Source organism: Candidatus Thiopontia autotrophica, from assembly GCF_982804495.1.
The window spans coordinates 41214-59082 of record NZ_CEYDPX010000006.1; the positions used below are offsets into that span (position 1 = coordinate 41214).

Consider the following 17869-nt stretch of genomic DNA (forward strand, 5'->3'; position numbering starts at 1 on the left):
TAAAAAGTCATTTTTTATAGGCGCCAGCTGCTTCTTATTCCACACATATCTGGTGCCGTTTGATGTCAAACTCCATTGAAAATCTGCGCAATGTCGCAATCATAGCTCACGTCGACCACGGGAAAACCACCCTGGTTGATCAACTGCTTCAACAGTCTGGAACACTGGAGGTGCGTGGAGAGGCTGAAGAACGCGTTATGGATTCCAATGATCTGGAGAAAGAGCGCGGTATAACTATCCTCTCCAAGAATACAGCTATTCGGTGGAATGACCGTCGGGAGCACAAGGCGACCGCGAAGGGGGACGGTACAGGGACGTACCGGATCAATATCGTTGACACTCCGGGGCATGCCGATTTTGGTGGAGAGGTGGAGCGGGTTCTCTCAATGGTTGACTCTGTGTTGTTGTTGGTTGATGCGGTGGAGGGGCCTATGCCCCAAACTCGTTTTGTAACCCAGAAAGCATTGGCACAAGGGCTCTGCCCTGTGGTTGTGGTGAACAAGGTCGACCGTCCAGGATCCCGTCCAGATTGGGCCGTAGACCAAACTTTTGATCTGTTTGACAGGTTGGGGGCAACCGATGAACAGCTTGATTTCCCTGTGGTTTATGCCTCGGCACTACAGGGGTTTGCCAGTCTCGATGTGGAGGCGCGAGATGGAGATATGACGCCACTATTTGAGTCGATAATAGAAAATGTCCCCGTGCCAGAGGTGGATATGGACGGACCCTTCCGCATGCAGATCAGTGCGCTGGACTACTCCAGCTATGTTGGGGTGATCGGAGTGGGCAGGATAGAGCGTGGCAGTGTCACAACCAACTCCGCAGTCACCATTCTCTCTGTTGATGGTACCAAGAGGAGTGGACGGATGTTACAGATCCTTGGTTTTCATGGGCTTGAGAGGGTTGAGGTGGAGAAGGCAACTGCGGGGGATATCATAGCCTTTACCGGTATTGATGGTCTGCAGATATCAGATACCATCTGTGACCCAAATATGGTTGAGGCGCTGCCTCCATTAACCGTTGATGAACCAACATTGAGCATGACCTTTCAGGTCAACAATTCTCCGTTTGCGGGGCTGGAAGGTAAGTTTGTCACCAGTAGAAATATTCGCGAACGTCTGCAGCAGGAGTTGATTCACAATGTAGCCCTGCGGGTTGATGAGGGTGATGACCCTGACAAATTTAGAGTCTCAGGCAGAGGAGAGTTGCACCTCTCCATTCTGATTGAAAATATGCGACGTGAGGGGTATGAGCTTGGCATATCTCGTCCCGAGGTTATTATTCGGGAGATAGATGGGGTGGTAAGTGAGCCGTACGAGAGCCTTACTGTAGATGTAGAGGAGGATCACCAGGGCTCTGTTATGGAGAAGCTGGGTGAGCGCAAGGGTGAGCTGACAGATATGGTGCCTGATGGCAAAGGGCGTATCAGGATGGACTATACGATCCCATCAAGGGGATTGATTGGGTTCCGTACAGAGTTTCTTACTGCTACATCTGGTACTGGACTTATTTACCATACCTTCGACCATTATGGCCCAAGAGTTGAGGGAAAGATTGGTGAACGCCATAACGGTGTACTTATATCCAAGGACAAGGGCAAGGCTCTTGCATACGCACTATTCAACCTGCAGGAGCGGGGAAGGCTGTTTATTGGTCATGCAGAGGATGTGTATGAGGGAATGTTGATTGGTATTCACTCTCGCGATAATGATCTTGTAGTTAACCCACTCAAGGCCAAACAGTTAACCAATGTCCGTGCAGCAGGTACAGATGAAAATCTGATCCTCTCTCCACCCATCAAGATGACACTGGAGCAGGCACTGGAATTTATTAATGATGATGAGTTGGTGGAGGTTACCCCCGCGTCGATTCGTCTGCGCAAGAAGATGCTTACCGAGAATGAGCGCAAGCGTGCTGCTCGCCCATCATCATAAGGGTAAGTTACATTCGATTCTTGATCTCCATTAACTTGCGACGCTGACGTTTGTCTGGTCGACGCACGCGATTGGCTCTGGAGTGGGCCTCCAGCCTCTTCTGTTCCACAATTTCCAACCTTGCTTTCAGGCTTCCTGCGCTCTCCTGGTAGAGTTGCTGGGCCTCACTGGCAGGGCGACGATGGCGGGTTATCTTGATAACCTCTACCTCAAAACGGGTCTCGCCACGTAAAATCTGCAGCTGGTCCCCAGGCTTTACCATACGTGATGGTTTGATGCGGTTACCGTTTAGGTGAACTTTTCCGCCAGATATTGCATCAGTTGCCAGACGCCTGGTCTTGAAGAAACGGGCCGCCCATAACCATTTGTCCAGTCTCAGGGTATCTTCACTATTCATCTATATTTTGTAATTTATTCCTGACTATTGCGATATAGTATAGCGGTTGAGGATAGGGAGCGGATGAATACATTTACAGAGACAATTCAATCAAGAAAGCGCCTGCTTGAAAATCACCTGGGTGACTTCATGGGACGTCTTGCCAAACGCTGCGCCAAGGGTTGGGGTGATCGCAGAGAGCTTGATCAAGTGTTGCATGATGCCTACGATAATTGTGATGATGCCCCCGCATGTCGTCTGCTCTATATTGTGGATGTGGATGGAGTGCAGCTGAGCTCCAATGTTTTTGCCGATGGCAAATTTGATGAGGGCCGGGTTGGGCAGGATCTTTCGGAGCGCCCATATATCTCCAAAGTGGTTCCCAGTAGTGGATTCTTTCTCTCGGATGTCTATATTAGTCAGACCAACCGCCGTAGCCTGATTACCGCTGTACAGCTGGTTAGGGATGGTAGTGAGGCTAAGGGGTTTGTTTGTGCCGACTTTGAGCTAAGCATGCTTCCGGAGATTGATCAACCCTCGGAGGATCGCAGAATCTGGATGCAGGTAAAGGGGGATCCATCAATTCGTGACACCCTCTTTATGCAGAGCAGGGCAACCAGCCCGATGGATGAGCGAATAGATGATGTATTGGCAACGATTGATGAGTTGATAGTTGAGCGTGGGATTTTTCATGCAAAACTGCACTTCTCCAGTTCACGGGCAACACTCTGGATCTATGATGATCCATATAGGTATCGTGTCCATGTGCTGGATGAGATCCTTAACCCTTCCGTATGCCTGGCCTATCCATTGAGGTCATATCCAGAGGATGCACTGGTTCCACAGAATATGGTGCGGGAGATTCTTGAGCGTTTCAAATGGTTGCGAGAGGTGGATGAGACCATCTATCTGCGTGCTGGCTCACTCAATATTATCAATGGTATTGTTGCCCTCAATTTCTCTTGTGACGGCTCTCACTATCTCCCATATGAGGAGTTTATGGAGATGGATGAAAGTTTCTGGTTTGGCTCAGCCTGATTTGGTTACTCCTTCAAAACAAAAAAACCGCTCGAGCTGAGCGGTTTTTTTTGTTTAAGAATCGAAGTGCTCTCTGCTAGAAAGCCCCCTCTGCTGCACCCTCGATAATGTTGTTAATTTTGTCAGCAACCTCCTGAGCCATCGCTTTTGCCTCAGGGGGCATCTCCATGGCTGTGATCATGGCAGGGTTCATGCTCCACATTCTGATCTTGCCATCTTTCCCCTCAACCACAGCAATTCGACACGGCATCACAATTACAAAGGCATCAGAGACGTCGGCCAAGACAGCAGCTGTTTTGGCGTCACAGATATTGTGAATGCTTAGGTGACGATAAGGTTTGCCGGTTACTTTTGTAACCTGCTTGGATAGCGGGAACATAGCAACATGAAGAATACCTTCACTGATTGAAAGCTGTTTGATTGACTCATCAACCTCCTCTGCAGTGATCCCCTCCTCAATGTCGGTAGCAACGTACATGTCTTTGAACTCAAATGCAGAAGCCTGACCTGCAGTCATGGTGAATGTGGCCACAAGCAGTAATTGAACAAGTTTTTTCATGATTACACTGACTCCTCTCAGTTGTTTTTATTTAGTGTTGGCCGCCCATAGTAATCCATTTTTTTGTGCGGGACAAAAAAATCTTGTCTATGAGGTGTTCAGGGGCTTTTTCAGGCTACAGCTGAGGTTATGGGTGTCGTTTGGTGATCAGGAGTGTAATAATCGTCACTGCCGTTAACCCAGAATGAGATGTTTCTTCTCAGAAACTCCGGAACGGTAAGGTAGTGTGTGCTATCACAGGAGAAGTTGAGCTCTACCATACCGGTCACAATATTTAGTGATCCACACCGCAGATAGGCATTCTCGTCTGCCAGACGAAGAGATTTAAAGAGCTCCAGCACAGGCATGATCTGTTCTTTTGGGGTTGTTGAGATTGGAGAGAATGGTTGGCTTCTGATGGAGCCCATAAAGCTTGGTGACATTATCTGCTCGATGGTTGTCAGCCGGTCATGATACGGCTGATCGTTGAACCAGAGTGTTGTGGCCGAACTGGAGTACTTCAGTTGTATATGAAATGCCCCTTTTTCAAGAAAAAGTTTTTCAATCAGACGGTTTAACGGATCAATTTGCTGCTCCATGCTGCTGACGGTTCTGGTCTGCATAAAAAGCTGTTGTCTGATTGACGGATCACCCTTGATTTGAGTATGTGCCAGTTGCATGGGGCTTGGTTGCCTATATTCCAAACAGGATATTGCTGACCGAGGATATTGTCTCCTGGTCTGTTGACATTAAAACCACAAATAGAATGATGATGGCTATTCCAAAACCATAGAGAATACCGGTTGTTGTTGAGAGTATTATCTCGAATGAGATATTAGATCTTGTTGTTTTTTCTCCTCTTTCCATATTGAAAGAGGTTAAGTTATATCTGTTGTTGCAGTAAATACGTAGTTCTACGTATTTTGTTTAATATGGTCGTTATTCACTGACAATTCCAGCCCGATACGCGTAAGCAACCATTTCCACCCCATTCTGGAGATCGAGTTTTTTCATTATGTTCTGGCGATGCTTTTCTATAGTGCGGGAGCTAACGAAAAGTTTTTCTGCAATCTTGTGGTTGGTCAACCCCCCTGCCAATGCGCGCAGTACATCCTTTTCTCGTGAGGTGAGCAGTTTTGCTGAGATATCCTCTATTGCCTGCTCTACTGACTCACCTTGCTCCAGCTCATCCGAGAAGATTGATCTGCTTATGTATGGAGATCCATCTATAACTGTACGGATGGCCTTTACCATCTCTGCAGGGGGCGTATCTTTTGTCAGATATCCGCTTGCACCCATCTGCAGCATCTCTGTAGCCCTGTATTTATCAGAGATACTGCTTAGCCCTATTATCAGTAGATCAGGAAATTGTTTATGGATCTTGATGGTTGTCTCAATTCCATCCATGTCTGGCATGCGCACATCCATAATAATCACGTCTGGGGTAATGGTCTGAATCATCTCCAGGACCTCAGCCCCGCTTTCAGCCGTTCCTGCAATCTCAATCTCTTCAGAAGATGATAAAAAGCTACGCAGTGCCTCACGTATCAGGGGCTGATCATCTACAAGAATAACCCGTATCTTTTTCACGATTGCCGCATATCCATGATCTGTTCCATGATCTGATTCAGTAGGACTGCTATTGTATCAGGCTCTTGCTGTTCCGCCTGTTTCTCTATCTCTGCAGCAATGTCGGCTATGCTGCCAAAACCAAGAATAAGGGCATTACCCTTGATTGCATGGGCAGTTTCGGTCAGATCTTTCCACTCTCTCTGCCGTAGTTGTTCATGTAGTGCCTGTAATTTATTGTCACTATCATCAAGGAATAGTGATATCAGCTCTCTCTTGTCTGTTGATGGCTCAACATTAGTGGTTTTGTCCTCATCCCTCTCTCTTGATGGGCTGAGTGCGTGACGAACCATCAGTAGCAGTTGATCCTTGGACGCAGGTTTTGGCAACCAGTGGCTACAGCCACTCTTAAACGCGCGCTCTCTGGTTTTATCCAGCACATCTGCTGTCATTGCCACAATCGGAACCGGGACAAGATTGCTGGAGTGTTCAAAAGCGCGAATTTCCCTGGTTGCCTCAAATCCATTAAGTGCAGGCATTCTAAGGTCCATCAGAACAAGATCTATGCCACCTTTTTTATAGGCATCAACAGCTTCCCTGCCATCACGAGTGGATATGGTTTTATAGTTTGGGCTGGCGAGGTAGTTCTCAATCACAAGACGATTAATCTCTGAATCATCTGCAATAAGTATAGAGTACTCTTTGTTGGTCGTGTAGGTTGCGGCGGCAGCGGTGTCAGACTCAATATCTTCAGTAGCAATCTTTAGTGGTAGCAGAACAAAGAAGTCGCTGCCATGATCTTCAGTGCTCTGTACCCATATCTCCCCACCAGCCTGCTCAACCAGAGATTTTGTTATAGCAAGACCAAGCCCGGTACCAGATGGGCTATCGGTGCTGGTCTCATGTAACCTGTCGAACGCACTGAATATGCCAGGCAGTTTATCCTCAGGCACCCCTATTCCTGAGTCACTGACCTGAATTCTCAGTGTGATCTCGTTTTCTCCACTGATCTCCAGCAAAATTGTAAGTGAGACCTCACCTTCATTGGTATATTTGATGGCGTTACTCAGCAGATTCAGCAGGATCTGACGTAAAACCTTGGGGTCTCCAGTCAGGTGGTCAGGGATCTCCGGGTCAATATAGTGGAGATAGGTAAGTGCCTTGTTGTCAGCGTCAATTTTTACAATGGCATTAATCTGTTCGGCTATATTGGTGAGAGAAAATGGGACCATGTGCAGGGTGAATTTTTTTGCCTCAATTTTCGAGAAGTCCAGTATGTTGCTAAGAAGCTCGGAGAGGTGATGGCTGGATATATTCAGAGAGTCTACATACCGTTGCTGTTGGGTGTTCAGAGGGGTCTCCAGAAGAAGTTCAGAGATACCTACAATTCCGTTCATTGGAGTGCGAATCTCATGGCTCATCTTGGCCAGGAATTCACTCTTGCTGCGGCTGGCATCCTCGGCCTTTTCCTGACTTTTTTTCAGGGCTGCTGTTCTATAGTAAACGTGGTGCTCAAGATTGTCCTTGTGCTCCTGGAGGTCCTGGGTAGTGTTGTCAATTGTGGCGAGCATCTTGCGGATGGATTCCGCAAGTTCTCTTATCTCATTTATCCTCACAGTTTTTGGGAACTGTTCCAGTGCATAGCGTACCCTCTCACCCTCTGCGACATTGTGGGTGATACGTGTCAGTCTGAGAATTGGACGGGTCAGGGTAAGAGAGATGATGATAGCGAGTAGCAGAGCGAACATGGCAGCCACAAGGCCTGTCTGGAACAGAATATTTCTAAGTTGTTCAATGGTGGCAAGAGCTGCATCCTCCGTCTTAAAAATGGTCATTCCAAGATTCAGCTCATCCAGTGGTTGCCAGCTAACCAGAATTGGCTTACATGCAGTATCAATGTTCCAGCCTGCCCCACGTTTTCCTTGCAGCGCCTGAATCATTGGTAGACTATCCAGGTTGTTGCTGCGAAACGAGATGCAGTCATCAGTTGGCTGTGGAGTCTCCCAGCCAAGATTGAGGATGGATACACCATGCTCATTTTTTGTGGCAAGTAGCAGTTCGCTATCGTTATGTTTTTCTGTGCCACCTTTTATGGTGAGAATGTTTATAAGACGATCCATATCTATCTCTGCCGCAATAACCCCAACCATCTCTCCCTGAATGTTGACAGGGGTGGCTATAAAGGTGGTGAACCGTTCGTATGGCTCATAGTATGCGTGGTAAGGTTTTGAGATAGATTGTGTAGAGATGACCTCCTGGAAGCTTTTTGTCAGAACCGAGTTCATGTAGAACTCATCCAGCAGGGTGATGTCATGTGACTCATGGTGTTGCAGATCCAGCAGGATCTCTCCATCAGTGGATATCATAACCATGTTCTTTAGCCCCCACTGCTGGATCAGAGAGAGAAAAGTGCTGTTTTTAGCGCTCAGATTTGTCGGGTTTGATGAAAGCATGTCAGGAGAGGGCAGTGGTATGAACTGTTTTCTCGCATCATCTCTATAAAGTTTGTGGGTTCTGTCGTAGCGTAGAAGTTGTGTGGCAAGCCGTTCTGACTGAGAGATGTTTAGAAGGTGTTGTTTTCGTTCACTGAAGAAGTCACGTACCTGATGTTCACGAATGCTGCCTACAAAGGTAAGGTCACGCATTATTTCATCTACAATGGACTGTTTTGCAAGATAAAGTGCGATTCCTCCCATAATAAAAAGGGGGGTGAGGGAGACGATCAAGAACCATCCAATCTGTTGGGTGGTCAGGTTATTTAGGCGATTGGCTCTCATGGGATGTGACATTTTTGCACAAGAGGCGAGAGTTGACGATATTTACCTGTAATTATATGTAGTAACAGGCGTATCTTATATGCTAGGATCTATGATTGATTGTTGATCATATAAAAAAAACTAATAATTAGTGGTTGGGGGGATCGATGGAAATAACGCTAACTGATGCGCTGGTGGTGGCTGGTACTGGAATGGTCGTTATCTGGCTGTTTCTCTGGTACATAAATACCCACCCGAAGGGGTGCTGTGGAATAAGGCGCAGCTTTTTGAAAGATGAGGATCTACCTCTCAATCAGGTGATGGCAGAGGAAAAAAACAGAGATAGTGATTGACTATTTCAGCGAATACTAATATAATTGGCGGCCTAGACCCTCAGAGGATTTCCTTCGAAAAAGAACCTCCTCCTTCTTTCGTAGGTCCCCCCTTCCTCTGAGGGTCTTCTTATTTTTTATGTGGAATGATCTGACTCGCTCTCTGCGTAACCCCAATTACCGCCGCTATTTTGCCGGGCAGTTGATATCTCTTCATGGAACGCAGATGGCCAATGTGGCGCAATCATGGTTGGTCTACAGTCTGACCCAGTCGAGCTTCATGTTGGGTCTGGTGAATTTCACTCTGCTTCTTCCAGTTCTACTGTTTGGTCTTTTTGGTGGGGTTCTGGCAGACCATGTTTCACGACGTCATCTGATGATTGGTTCACAGGGGTTTGCCATGGTGATGGCGTTTCTATTGGCCTATCTGGCCATTAGCGGCCAGGTTGAGGTGTGGCATATCCTGGTTATTGTCTTCTTTCTTGGGATGGCGCAGGCAATTGATATGCCGGTGCGTCAATCATTCCTGGCAGAATTGGTCTCAAAAGATGAGCTCTCCAATGCCGTTGGTCTTAATTCCGGGGCCTTTAATATGGCTCGCTTCGTAGGGCCTGCAGTTGCAGGTGTATTGTTGCTCAGCTGGAGCGAGGGCTACCTTTTTGCATTAAATGGCATTAGTTATTTTGTGCTGCTATTTGTCTTGTTAACGATGCGTCTTCCGGCAACATCAACGGGAAAGATCAGAGGTGCAGGTAACCTCGATGCGTTGAAGGAGGGGGTATCCTACGCCTGGAATCATGTTGGAATTCGTGCTGCATTGGTTCATGTTGGAGCGGTCAGCATGATGGGAACAGCATTTATTGTCCTGATGCCGGTTTTTGCAGACAGACAGTTTGGTGGAGGTCCGGAGATGCTCGGTCTTTTGCTCTCTTCAGCAGGTATTGGGTCGGTTATTGGGGCGCTTAATCTGGCGCGTAGAACAGGAGATACTTCATTATCTCCCGTAATAGCACGCTCCGGAGTGGTGGCCGCAATTGCGCTTATATTATTTGCCCAGAGTGGCAATATTTTTCAGGCCCTGTTGCTGGGGCCTCAACTGTTATGGCTCGCTACCCCTCTGCTTATTGTGGCAGGATTCTCTGTTACAACTGTGATCGCAACAACCAATGCACAGATTCAGGTTGCAGTAGAGGATCACCTTAGGGGCAGGGTAATGTCTCTGTTTTCCGTAATATTTGTGGGCATGGCACCCATCGGCAGCCTTGCTGCAGGGGTATTGGCCGAGGTTGTTGGAATTCAGATGGCTGTTACCATGTTTGCCATATTGGGCGGGGGCGGCTCTCTGCGTTACTGGTTCGGCAGTTCACGTGCAATAGCACGGTAGCCAATGTCAGTTCGATAGTAGATGCCGTTCCACTTAATCTGACTGGCAAGAGAGTAGGCCTTCTGTTGAGCATCAGATACGCTGTCACCAAGAGCACAGGCACAGAGTACGCGACCACCAGCTGTCACAATATCACCATTTTTTTCAGTGGTACCGGCGTGGAATACTTTCTGATCGTTTAATGACTCTTTGGGGAGGCCAGAAATTGAATCCCCTTTTTCGTAGTTTTCAGGATATCCTCCTGCGGCTAACACAACCCCAAGAGATGGGCGAGGGTCCCATTTCATCTCAATTTCATCAAGCTTATGGTCAATGGCAGCATTGCACAGCGATACCAGATCGGACTGTAGTCGCATCATGATTGGTTGAGTCTCGGGGTCGCCAAAGCGGACGTTGTACTCCAGAACCTTGGAGTTGCCATCCTCATCAATCATCAGGCCGGCATAGAGAAAACCGGTAAAGGGGTTGCCCTCTGCAGCCATTCCCTCAACAGTTGGGATAATGACCTGTTTCATAACGCGCTCATATATCTCCTGGGTAACAACAGGTGCAGGTGAGTAGGCGCCCATGCCGCCAGTGTTCGGCCCCTTGTCACCATTGTCTCGAGCCTTGTGGTCCTGTGATGTAGCCATTGGCAAAATATTCTTGCCGTCGGCAATAACAATAAAACTTGCCTCTTCACCAGATAGAAACTCCTCAATTACCACCTTGTGACCGGCATCACCAAAGGCATTTCCAGCCAACATGTCACGTACAGCAGCCTCAGCCTCTTCAACAGTCTGTGCCAGGATAACCCCTTTGCCAGCAGCCAGACCGTCAGCCTTGATAACAATAGGGGCACCAACCTTGTGTAGATACTCCAGGGCCTCATCAAGATCAGTAAAGTTGCCATAGGCGGCCGTAGGAATATTGTGACGAGCAAGGAAATCTTTGGTAAATGATTTTGACCCCTCTAATTGAGCAGCCCCTCTGTTTGGCCCAAAGCAGCGCAACCCCTGTTCCTGGAATTGATCTACTGCGCCGAGTACCAGTGGCGCTTCCGGACCTACAATGGTGAGGTCTATGGACTCTCTCTGGGCAAATGCAATCAGTTCATCAATATCATCTGAACCGATTGCAACATTCTCTATCTTGTTCTCAAGCGCGGTACCTGCATTTCCAGGAGCCACATATACAGCTTTAACCTCTGGGTTCTGAGCAGCCTTCCAGGCCAGTGCATGTTCACGGCCACCACTTCCAATTACCAATACTTTCATTTTTTGTAGTACCTTTTATGGTTGTTTAGTGTCTAAAGTGACGCATGCCGGTAAACACCATCGCCATACCATGCTCATCTGCTGCTGCAATAACTTCATCATCACGCATTGACCCACCGGGCTGAATGACTGCAGTAATCCCGGCTACGTTGGCTGCGTCAATGCCATCTCTGAATGGGAAAAATGCATCAGATGCCATTACAGATCCAGGTACCTCAAGACCGGCATGTTCAGCCTTGATTCCTGCAATACGGGCAGAGTTGATGCGGCTCATTTGACCCGCTCCAACACCAATGGTCATGTTGTTCTTGCCGTAAACAATAGCGTTGGATTTAACAAATTTGGCTACCTTCCAGCTGAATAGAAGATCATTCATCTCCTGTTCTGTAGGAGTGCGTTTGGTTGCAATCGTTACCTCATTGGTAAGAAGTAGATCTGCATCCTGTACCAATAGACCGCCATTTACCCGCTTCATATCAAGTCGCTGCTGCTCATCGGCCCATGATCCGGAGATCAGTAGACGGACATTCTTTTTCTCGCTTACCACTGCGACAGCCTCATCAGAGACTGCAGGGGCAATAATTACCTCAACAAACTGACGGTCAATAATTGCTCTGGCAGCTTCCGCATCCAGAGGTTGATTGAAGGCGATAATTCCCCCGAAGGCAGACTCTGGGTCTGTTGCATAGGCGCGATCGTAAGCCTCTAACAGGTTTTCGCCATAGGCAACCCCGCAGGGGTTGGCATGTTTTACGATTACGCATGCAGGTGACTCGTCAAACTGTTTGACACACTCCAGAGCGGCATCGGTGTCCCCAATATTATTGTAGGAGAGCTCTTTGCCCTGGATCTGTTTAGCGGTGGAAATTGAGCCCTCAGCAGCATTGGCCTCAACAAAGAAGGCAGCCTTTTGGTGAGGATTCTCACCATAACGCATCTCTTGGGTTTTGATGTACTGACTGTTAAAGGTACGTGGAAAATTGGATGTTTCACCATCACTGCCGATTTTTCCAAGATAGTTGGCAATGGCGCCGTCATAGTGCGCTGTATGTTCATATGTTTTTACCGCAAGATCAAAGCGGGTTGCATCACTGACGGTGCCGCCACTACTGTTCATCTCTTGCAGGACTCTATCGTAGTCGTCAGCATCCACAATAACGGTGACAGCAGCACTGTTTTTGGCTGCTGCACGGAGCATTGTGGGGCCACCAATATCGATATTCTCAATGGCAGTTGCCAGATCACAATCAGGGTTGGCAACCGTCTGTTCAAATGGGTATAGATTAACCACAACCATGTCGATGGGCGGGATCTTATGTTGTGCCATGATCTCATCATCAACTCCGCGACGTCCAAGCAGGCCACCATGCACTTTTGGATGCAGGGTCTTGACTCGTCCGTCCATCATCTCCGGAAAGCCTGTGTAGTCTGAAACCTCCGTAACCTTGATGCTGTTTTCAGAGAGTAGTTTTGCTGTTCCGCCAGTAGAGAGAATCTCAATGCCGTGCTGACTTAGCTGTTGGGCAAACTCTACAATTCCGGTTTTGTCGGAGACACTGATTAGTGCACGATTAATTTTCATTACTTCTATCCTTGATGTTTAAGAAAAGATGCGGCGCGGTTATTTGCCACTACTCTTGATGTCATGCTGCACAATTTTTTTCTTTAGGGTGTTGCGGTTAATCCCCAGCATTTTAGCTGCCCTGGACTGGTTGCCATCACACTGTTTGAGAGTAAGCTCCAACAGTGGTTGCTCCATCTGATCAAGGATGCGCTGATATAGATCTGTTGGCTCACTCCCGCCAAGCTTGCCAAAGAACTCTTCCAGATTTCCACGTATACAGGCACGAAAAGAGGCACACTTGTCGTTGACGCTACTCACGCGGCAATCTCCTTCTCTGTTTTGTCAAACCGGATAATCTCCTCAAAAAAATTATATGTCATGCGCAGCTGCTCTTCAGTGGTCTCAACTCGATTTACCCGCTGTCTGAATGAGGCGCCATGGCGCTGTCCCTTGCTGTACCAGGAGATATGTTTGCGGGCAACCCGAACCCCGGTACGCTCCCCATAAAATTCATATAGATTATTGAGATGGCCAAGCAGCAGGTCACGAATCTCTTCATTTTCCGGCTCAGGGAGTGTTTCACCAGATTCCAGGTAATGGAGGATGGAGCGAAAAATCCATGGCTTGCCCTGGGCAGCTCTCCCAATCATCAGGCCGTCGGCTCCGGTTTTGTCTAATACTTCAGCCGCTTTTTGCGGTGAGGTGATATCACCGTTTGCAATAACGGGTATCTCAATAGTCTGTTTGATGGTTGCTATGGTCCCATATTCAGCATCACCTCTATAACCGTCAGCACGGGTTCTGCCATGTACAGCAAGAGCCTGAATGCCGGCATTTTCAGCAATGCTAGCAATTTGCACTCCGTTGCGACTGTCATGGTCCCATCCAGTGCGGATCTTCAGTGTTACCGGTATATCAACAGCCTGAACCACCGCCTCCAAAATCTTTCCCACCAATCTCTCATCCTTCATAAGAGCAGATCCGGCGGCGACATTGCAGATCTTTTTTGCTGGACATCCCATGTTGATATCTATGATTTGGGCGCCACTGTCTGCATTGTATTTAGCGGCCTCAGCCATCATTTGTGGGTCTGCCCCCATGATCTGTACAGAGCGTGGCTCATCCTCCCCAGAGTGATCTGCACGACGTTTTGTCTTCTCACTACCCCACAATAATGAGTTGGAAGAGACCATCTCGGAGACTGCCATACCGGCTCCAAGCTGGCGGCAGAGTTGACGGAATGGACGATCAGTCACGCCTGCCATCGGAGCAAGAACAAGATTGTTTTTCAGTTTGTATGGACCGATCTGCATGGTACAAAAGAGTGTAGGATGTGCTTAAAAAGGAGGCAGATGATACTCCCGTTTTATCTTTCAGTCGAGGGTGATGTGGGTTGTTACCCCTTTTTCTGCCCCTCAATCCTGACCCACTCCTGTTGGAAAGCAGGTGGATTCATATCAAACCATGGGACGTAGGCGGAGATCACCTCATCTGCCTGATTATGAAGAATACCAGAGAGAATAATATTGCCACCGGGGGCTACGTGGGCTGCCAGTTTGGGGGCAAGTTCAATCAGTGGCCCAGCCAGGATATTGGCAATTAGCAGATCTGCCTGTTGTTCCTGGGGGAACTGATCTGGCAGATAGGTGGAGATCATTGCTGTAACCCCATTTTTTTCGCTATTATCCAGAGTGGCTGTCAGTGCCTGTGGATCGTTGTCAACGCAGTGAACAGATGAAGCTCCAAGTTTTGCTGCGGCAATGGCAAGAATGCCGGAGCCGCAACCGTAATCAATGACCGTTGCTCCATTTGGGGGGTTGGTGTCGAGCCACTCCATGCAGAGCGCGGTGGTAGGGTGGGTGCCGGTACCAAAGGCAAGCCCGGGATCCAGTAAAATATTGACTGCATCACTGTCAACTGGGTCACTCCAGGATGGGACAATCCACAGGTTCTCTCCAAACCTCATGGGGTGAAAATCATCCATCCAGGCACGCACCCAGTTCTGCTCTTCCAGATCGGAGATGGTTAGAGTGGATAACTGCTCTTCGGTTATCTGTTGGGATAGTGCGATCGAGACAAGGTCACGATTTATCTCTGCATCAAACAGGCCAACTACATCAATTCTATTCCAGAGAGGCGTTTCGCCTGGCGCTGGTTCAAGTAGAGGTTGATCTTCTGCGTCCTCAAAGGTTACAGAAGCTGCCCCAAGTTCTGATAGCAGGTTTGATAGTGACTCTGCGCTATCTCTGTTGCTGGTGACTCTGGTCTGGAACCAAGACAATTAGTGGGCTCTGAAAAAGCTTAATGGGATGGAGTTTGGGAGAAGGGCTCTCCTGGCTATAGATCCAGCTTCTTTTCCAGATAGTGGATGTTTGCCCCACCAGCGATGAAGTTTGCATCCCTTATGATGTCACGATGGAGATCTATATTGTTACGAATTCCACCAATTACCATCTCATCAAGTGCTGTGCGCATGCGAGCTATTGCGGTGTCCCTGTTTTCACCGTAAGTGATCAACTTGCCGATCATCGAATCATAGTGAGGAGGGACGTGGTATCCGGTATAGAGGTGTGAATCCACTCGTACCCCAATGCCTCCGGGAGCGTGATAAGTAGTGACTTCTCCTGGTGAAGGGAGAAAGGTGTGTGCGTCCTCTGCATTTATTCGACACTCGATCGCGTGTCCATTTACCTTTATCTCATCCTGTGTGTAACTTAGGGGTTCGCCAGATGCTATACGTAGCTGTTCACGGACTATGTCAACGCCGGTAATCATCTCTGTAACCGGATGTTCAACCTGTACACGAGTATTCATCTCAATAAAGTAGAACTCTCCATTCTCATAGAGGAATTCGAAAGTTCCGGCGCCTGTATAGCCAATCTCCTGACAGGCTTTGGCGCAGCGCTCACCAATTTGTGCGCGCAGCTCTTCGGTGATGCCGGGTGCTGGCGCCTCTTCTACCACCTTCTGGTGGCGGCGCTGCATTGAGCAGTCCCTTTCGGCCAGATGGATGGCGTTGCCATGGTCATCTGCCAGTATCTGAATCTCTACGTGGCGAGGGTTTTCCAGAAACTTCTCCATGTAGACAACATCATTGTTGAAGGCAGTTGCCGCCTCCGTTTTGGTCATGGTAATAGATTGCAGTAGAGTGGCCTCACTGTGTACAACACGCATTCCTCTGCCACCACCACCACCCGCAGCCTTGATTATCACTGGGTAACCAATTTTCTTGCCATGAGCGAGGTTGATGGCATCGTCATCACCCAGAGGGCCGTCAGATCCAGGAACAGTCGGTACCCCCGAGCTCTTCATGGCCTTGATTGCCTCAACCTTGTCTCCCATCATCCGGATAGTATCGGCTTTCGGGCCGATAAAGCGGAATCCACTACGCTCAACCCTCTCTGCAAAATCTGCATTTTCTGATAGAAAACCGTACCCAGGGTGGATACCCATGGCATCTGTCACCTCTGCAGCACTGATAATTGCAGGGATGTTTAGGTAACTATCGAGAGAAGATGGTGGTCCAATACAGACAGACTCGTCTGCCAGGCGTACATGTTTCTGGGTGTGGTCAGCCGTAGAGTGTACTGCAACTGTCTTGATTCCAAGTTCTTTGCAGGCACGCAGAATTCTGAGAGCAATCTCGCCACGGTTGGCAATAACAATTTTATCCAGCATTTTTGTGGTCCCTTTCGCTAACCCTGTGTGGGGCTTGGAGATTATATTTCTGAGGGTTTATTCGATAACAAAGAGAGGTTGTTCAAACTCAATTGCCTCGGCATTTTCTGCAAGTACGGCTTTTATGGTGCCAGACTTGTCGGCCTCGATCTCGTTGAGGATTTTCATTGCCTCGATAATGCAGATAGTGTCACCAGCAGAGACGCTGTCACCTATCTCGACAAATGGTTTTGCCCCAGGTGAGGCAGAGCGGTAGAAGGTGCCGACCATTGGCGATTTGACCTCATGCCCAGAGAAACTTGGTGCAGCGGCAGGTTCAGAAGCACTTTCCGGGGCTGCTACAGGTAACTCAGATACAGCCACTGGCGCAGCCATTGCTGGAGCTGCAACAGCTCCTTGTCCATATCGACTGATGCGTACAGACTCCTCTCCCTCTTGAATTTCTATCTCTGCAATACCGGACTCCTCCAGTAGCTCAATAAGTTTTTTTACCTTTCGAATATCCATAATGGTAGTCCTTGGTGGTTATCTATTAATGTGCCGCCTGATCAAGGTGTTGAATGGCAGCCTGTAGAGCAAGCGTGTATCCCTGTGCCCCTAGCCCAATAATGATGCCTTGAGCAATATCGGAAAAATATGAGTTATGCCGGAACGATTCACGTGCATGAGTGTTTGAGAGGTGAATCTCAATAAATGGAATATCCACTCCAAGCAGAGCATCACGCAGGGCAACGCTTGAGTGGGTGAATGCTGCAGGATTGATCAGGATGAAACCAACATCTTCCTGGCTGGCCTGATGAATTCGCTCGATAAGCTCCTGTTCAGAGTTGCTCTGAAGATCCTGGAGCTGGTGTCCGGCATTGTGGGCCTCTGAATCTAGTCGTTCGATAATGGCTTCAAGGGTATCGTCACCATAGTGTCCGGGCTCACGGGTGCCAAGAAGATTAAGGTTTGGACCATTTAGAACAAGTATCGTAGACATGTCAGAATATATATGAGTTGATCCATAAATTATATTAAAGTGTTTCTATTGTGGACCGGTTAACGGCTAATGTCCACGTTTTCTTGATGATCGGCGCAAAGTTTGGCTAGATCGCATCAAGAATTGGGATGATGGCTACAATAATGGGTTGATCTGATTGAGTAACTGTTCTCTTGTGGCCTCCCCGGTATGGCGAGCAACAATCTCTCCGCTACGGTTCACAATGACAGTGTAGGGGAGGATGGATCGTCGGTTTCCAAGTGCGATTGAGAAGTCCAGACCTGTGCTCTCACCCTGCATGGTAGGGTAATTATTGATATTGTGCTCCTTTACGTATTGTTTAACCCTTTTGGTGGAGTCAACAGCAACTCCAACAAATTGCACCCCTTTCTCCTTGAGCTCATCTTGTAGCGCAATGATTGTCGGGATCTCACGTCTGCATGGGGGGCACCAGGTGGCCCA

Annotated in this window: 18 protein-coding genes; 4 read left to right on the forward strand and 14 right to left on the reverse strand. The window is 48.2% G+C overall.

Features of this window, described 5'->3' with window-relative positions; all coding sequences use genetic code 11:
* The first annotated feature begins 62 nt into the window (after positions 1-62).
* Positions 63-1934: a translational GTPase TypA gene (gene typA / locus AC3ZFK_RS03375; protein ID WP_487506407.1), complete on the forward strand. Its 1872-nt coding sequence runs from the start codon at positions 63-65 to the stop codon at positions 1932-1934.
* 7 nt (positions 1935-1941) lie between these two features.
* On the opposite strand, the gene AC3ZFK_RS03380 is transcribed toward typA, so the two are convergent.
* Positions 1942-2331, reverse strand: a complete 390-nt coding sequence (locus AC3ZFK_RS03380; RefSeq protein ID WP_487506408.1) for an RNA-binding S4 domain-containing protein — start codon at positions 2329-2331, stop codon at positions 1942-1944.
* A gap of 63 nt (positions 2332-2394) precedes the next feature.
* Here AC3ZFK_RS03380 and AC3ZFK_RS03385 point away from each other — a divergent pair, with 63 nt between their 5' ends.
* A complete protein-coding gene (locus tag AC3ZFK_RS03385) occupies positions 2395-3348 on the forward strand; it encodes a PDC sensor domain-containing protein (protein WP_487506409.1) in 954 nt (317 codons plus the stop codon).
* A 76-nt stretch (positions 3349-3424) separates the two neighbouring features.
* Here AC3ZFK_RS03385 and AC3ZFK_RS03390 read toward each other — a convergent pair whose 3' ends face one another.
* From AC3ZFK_RS03390 to AC3ZFK_RS03405, 4 genes are all read right to left on the reverse strand, one after another.
* Positions 3425-3907, reverse strand: a complete 483-nt coding sequence (locus AC3ZFK_RS03390; RefSeq protein WP_487506410.1) for a DUF302 domain-containing protein — start codon at positions 3905-3907, stop codon at positions 3425-3427.
* 110 nt (positions 3908-4017) lie between these two features.
* Positions 4018-4566, reverse strand: coding sequence for a hypothetical protein (locus tag AC3ZFK_RS03395; RefSeq protein WP_487506411.1), 549 nt, complete (start codon positions 4564-4566; stop codon positions 4018-4020).
* Positions 4567-4825: 259 nt separating this feature from the next.
* A complete protein-coding gene (locus AC3ZFK_RS03400; RefSeq protein WP_487506412.1) occupies positions 4826-5476 on the reverse strand; it encodes a response regulator in 651 nt (216 codons plus the stop codon).
* Positions 5473-8232 carry an ATP-binding protein gene (locus AC3ZFK_RS03405; RefSeq protein ID WP_487506413.1) on the reverse strand — a complete coding sequence of 920 codons (2760 nt, stop codon included), beginning with the start codon at positions 8230-8232 and terminating at the stop codon, positions 5473-5475. The genes AC3ZFK_RS03400 and AC3ZFK_RS03405 overlap by 4 nt, the downstream gene beginning before the upstream one ends.
* Positions 8233-8378: 146 nt before the next feature.
* Between AC3ZFK_RS03405 and AC3ZFK_RS03410 the strand changes: the two genes are divergently transcribed.
* Together AC3ZFK_RS03410 and AC3ZFK_RS03415 are read left to right on the forward strand one after the other, a co-directional pair.
* Positions 8379-8564 carry a hypothetical protein gene (locus AC3ZFK_RS03410; protein ID WP_487506414.1) on the forward strand — a complete coding sequence of 62 codons (186 nt, stop codon included), beginning with the start codon at positions 8379-8381 and terminating at the stop codon, positions 8562-8564.
* 118 nt (positions 8565-8682) lie between these two features.
* Positions 8683-9927, forward strand: coding sequence for an MFS transporter (locus tag AC3ZFK_RS03415; protein WP_487506415.1), 1245 nt, complete (start codon positions 8683-8685; stop codon positions 9925-9927).
* On the opposite strand, the gene purD is transcribed toward AC3ZFK_RS03415, so the two are convergent.
* The 9 genes from purD to AC3ZFK_RS03460 all read right to left on the reverse strand — a co-directional run.
* Positions 9891-11183, reverse strand: a complete 1293-nt coding sequence (purD, locus tag AC3ZFK_RS03420) for a phosphoribosylamine--glycine ligase (protein ID WP_487506416.1) — start codon at positions 11181-11183, stop codon at positions 9891-9893. The genes AC3ZFK_RS03415 and purD overlap by 37 nt on opposite strands.
* Positions 11184-11208: 25 nt before the next feature.
* Positions 11209-12765 carry a bifunctional phosphoribosylaminoimidazolecarboxamide formyltransferase/IMP cyclohydrolase gene (gene purH / locus AC3ZFK_RS03425; RefSeq protein WP_487506417.1) on the reverse strand — a complete coding sequence of 519 codons (1557 nt, stop codon included), beginning with the start codon at positions 12763-12765 and terminating at the stop codon, positions 11209-11211.
* Positions 12766-12804: 39 nt separating this feature from the next.
* A complete protein-coding gene (locus tag AC3ZFK_RS03430; protein WP_487506418.1) occupies positions 12805-13065 on the reverse strand; it encodes a helix-turn-helix domain-containing protein in 261 nt (86 codons plus the stop codon).
* A complete protein-coding gene (gene dusB / locus AC3ZFK_RS03435) occupies positions 13062-14060 on the reverse strand; it encodes a tRNA dihydrouridine synthase DusB (protein WP_487506419.1) in 999 nt (332 codons plus the stop codon). Before dusB ends, AC3ZFK_RS03430 begins: the two co-directional genes overlap by 4 nt.
* 83 nt (positions 14061-14143) lie before the next feature.
* Complete coding sequence (gene prmA / locus AC3ZFK_RS03440) at positions 14144-15028, reverse strand: 50S ribosomal protein L11 methyltransferase (protein ID WP_487506420.1); 885 nt, start codon at positions 15026-15028, stop codon at positions 14144-14146.
* Between the two features lie 56 nt (positions 15029-15084).
* Positions 15085-16425, reverse strand: coding sequence for an acetyl-CoA carboxylase biotin carboxylase subunit (gene accC / locus AC3ZFK_RS03445; protein ID WP_487506421.1), 1341 nt, complete (start codon positions 16423-16425; stop codon positions 15085-15087).
* A 57-nt stretch (positions 16426-16482) separates the two neighbouring features.
* Entirely contained in the window at positions 16483-16932 is a 450-nt protein-coding gene (accB, locus tag AC3ZFK_RS03450; RefSeq protein ID WP_487506422.1) for an acetyl-CoA carboxylase biotin carboxyl carrier protein, read from the reverse strand.
* Between the two features lie 25 nt (positions 16933-16957).
* On the reverse strand, positions 16958-17407 hold the full coding sequence (aroQ, locus tag AC3ZFK_RS03455; RefSeq protein ID WP_487506423.1) for a type II 3-dehydroquinate dehydratase: 450 nt from the start codon (positions 17405-17407) through the stop codon (positions 16958-16960).
* A gap of 135 nt (positions 17408-17542) precedes the next feature.
* Positions 17543-17869 (reverse strand): TlpA family protein disulfide reductase (locus AC3ZFK_RS03460; protein ID WP_489433722.1); only part of this gene is annotated, 327 nt, incomplete at its 5' end.

What these genes read in the sequence shown, in the direction of transcription:
- typA (WP_487506407.1), top strand. Translation starts at nt 63, where the DNA reads ATGTCAAACTCCATTGAAAATCTGCGCAATGTCGCAATCATAGCTCAC.
- AC3ZFK_RS03380 (WP_487506408.1), bottom strand. Translation starts at nt 2,331, where the DNA reads ATGAATAGTGAAGATACCCTGAGACTGGACAAATGGTTATGGGCGGCC.
- AC3ZFK_RS03385 (WP_487506409.1), top strand. Translation starts at nt 2,395, where the DNA reads ATGAATACATTTACAGAGACAATTCAATCAAGAAAGCGCCTGCTTGAA.
- AC3ZFK_RS03390 (WP_487506410.1), bottom strand. Translation starts at nt 3,907, where the DNA reads ATGAAAAAACTTGTTCAATTACTGCTTGTGGCCACATTCACCATGACT.
- AC3ZFK_RS03395 (WP_487506411.1), bottom strand. Translation starts at nt 4,566, where the DNA reads ATGCAACTGGCACATACTCAAATCAAGGGTGATCCGTCAATCAGACAA.
- AC3ZFK_RS03405 (WP_487506413.1), bottom strand. Translation starts at nt 8,232, where the DNA reads ATGAGAGCCAATCGCCTAAATAACCTGACCACCCAACAGATTGGATGG.
- AC3ZFK_RS03410 (WP_487506414.1), top strand. Translation starts at nt 8,379, where the DNA reads ATGGAAATAACGCTAACTGATGCGCTGGTGGTGGCTGGTACTGGAATG.
- AC3ZFK_RS03415 (WP_487506415.1), top strand. Translation starts at nt 8,683, where the DNA reads ATGTGGAATGATCTGACTCGCTCTCTGCGTAACCCCAATTACCGCCGC.
- purD (WP_487506416.1), bottom strand. Translation starts at nt 11,183, where the DNA reads ATGAAAGTATTGGTAATTGGAAGTGGTGGCCGTGAACATGCACTGGCC.
- purH (WP_487506417.1), bottom strand. Translation starts at nt 12,765, where the DNA reads ATGAAAATTAATCGTGCACTAATCAGTGTCTCCGACAAAACCGGAATT.
- dusB (WP_487506419.1), bottom strand. Translation starts at nt 14,060, where the DNA reads ATGCAGATCGGTCCATACAAACTGAAAAACAATCTTGTTCTTGCTCCG.
- accC (WP_487506421.1), bottom strand. Translation starts at nt 16,425, where the DNA reads ATGCTGGATAAAATTGTTATTGCCAACCGTGGCGAGATTGCTCTCAGA.
- accB (WP_487506422.1), bottom strand. Translation starts at nt 16,932, where the DNA reads ATGGATATTCGAAAGGTAAAAAAACTTATTGAGCTACTGGAGGAGTCC.
- aroQ (WP_487506423.1), bottom strand. Translation starts at nt 17,407, where the DNA reads ATGTCTACGATACTTGTTCTAAATGGTCCAAACCTTAATCTTCTTGGC.